The sequence below is a fragment of the Actinacidiphila oryziradicis genome, assembly GCF_005047355.1.
In the GTDB taxonomy this organism is placed as follows: domain Bacteria; phylum Actinomycetota; class Actinomycetes; order Streptomycetales; family Streptomycetaceae; genus Actinacidiphila; species Actinacidiphila oryziradicis.
On sequence record NZ_SUMC01000335.1, the window covers coordinates 1 to 1,393 of the forward strand.

At 67.8% G+C, this 1,393-nt stretch carries 1 protein-coding gene and 1 pseudogene; one reads left to right on the top strand and one right to left on the bottom strand.

What is annotated here, in order from left to right:
• Nucleotides 1-833, top strand: an 833-nt coding sequence (locus FCI23_RS58055) for a helix-turn-helix domain-containing protein (protein ID WP_169317507.1), incomplete at its 5' end; no start/stop codon positions are given.
• Between the two features lie 7 nt (nt 834-840).
• On the opposite strand, the pseudogene FCI23_RS55710 reads toward FCI23_RS58055, so the two are convergent.
• Nucleotides 841-1,266 (bottom strand): annotated as a pseudogene (locus tag FCI23_RS55710) (IS256 family transposase); the annotation flags it as partial.
• Nucleotides 1,267-1,393: the final 127 nt, after the last annotated feature.

Sequence of the window (1,393 nt, forward strand, 5' to 3'; positions counted from 1 at the left end):
ATCACCGCCATCGACGCTCGCACCGGGCCGCCGAGCTCGCCGTCGAACGCGCCCGGTACGAAGCCGACCGCGCCGAGCGCGCCTTCGGGCAGGTCGAACCGGAAAACCGGCTGGTGGCACGCTCCCTGGAGTCCCGCTGGGAGACCAAGCTCGCCGCGCTCGCCCAGAGCGAGGCCGCACTGGCCGACCTGATCGCCTCCGAGCCGGCCCTGCCCGAGCCCGCCCACCTGCAGGACCTCGCCCGCGATCTGCCGCGTCTGTGGGACGCCCCGACGACCACCGCCAGGGACCGCAAGCGGTTGCTGCGGACGCTGATCGCGGACGTCACCGTACGGCACGTCGACGACATCCGCGCTCACATCGGGGTGCGCTGGCACACCGGCGCAGTCGACGAGATCACCTGTGAACGGCGCACCAACCGCAACCCCGCCAAGGCCGTCGCCATCGTCCGCGACCTCCTCGATGTCCGCAGCGACGCCGAGATCGCCGAGCACCTCAACAGCTGCGGCCTCCTCACCGGAAACTGCCGGCCCTTCAGCGTGAACTCCATCCGGCACATCCGGTCCCAGCACGCCATCGGCTCCAAGCGCAACAACCCCACCAACCCCGGCGAGATCACCGTGCCCGAGGCCGCCCGCATCCTGGGCATCCACGAGTCTTCCCTCTACCCCTGGCTCCGCAGCGGCGAGATGACCGCCCGCCAGGCCCGCCACCGCCGGTGGTGCATCACCTGGAACAGCGACATCGAGGCGCACTGGAAACAACGCGTGGCCGCCTCGCACCACCTCAAGCCGCGAGCGAACACCAACTACGAGACGGAGCAGGCAGTATGAAGCCGACTTCCCAGAGCTGCACGATCGCGGGATACTTCCCGCCCCAGGCCTCGGAGAACTCCAGGAAGCGTTCCATCGCGGCGTCCTCGCTCGATGCCGTGTAGACGGGCTTGAGCGCCTTCGCGATCTTGTCCCAGTCCTGCCGGCCCGCGTAACGGAAACTGTTGCGCAGGAGGTGGACCACACAGGTCTGGACAATCGTGCGAGGCCAGACGGCCTCGACCGCATCGGGCAGGCCCTTCAGCCCGTCGCAGACGAGCATGAGCACGTCCTCGACGCCGCGGTTCTTAACCTCGGTGAAGACACGCAGCCAGTGCTTGGCGCCCTCACCGCCGTCGCCGGCCCAGATTCCCAGGATGTCGCGGTGTCCCTCGACCGTCACGCCCATGACCACGTAGACCGGACGGTTCGCGACCTGCCCGTCCCGGATCTTGGCTCTGTCGCCGATCTTGTGATCCGCGATGTCTGCGATCATGATCGGCGTGTGCGTCTGGAAGCCTTGAGCAGCTCTTTCCTCATTTGTCGGACCTGGTAGTCGAGAGCGTGGAACGTTCTTCTGA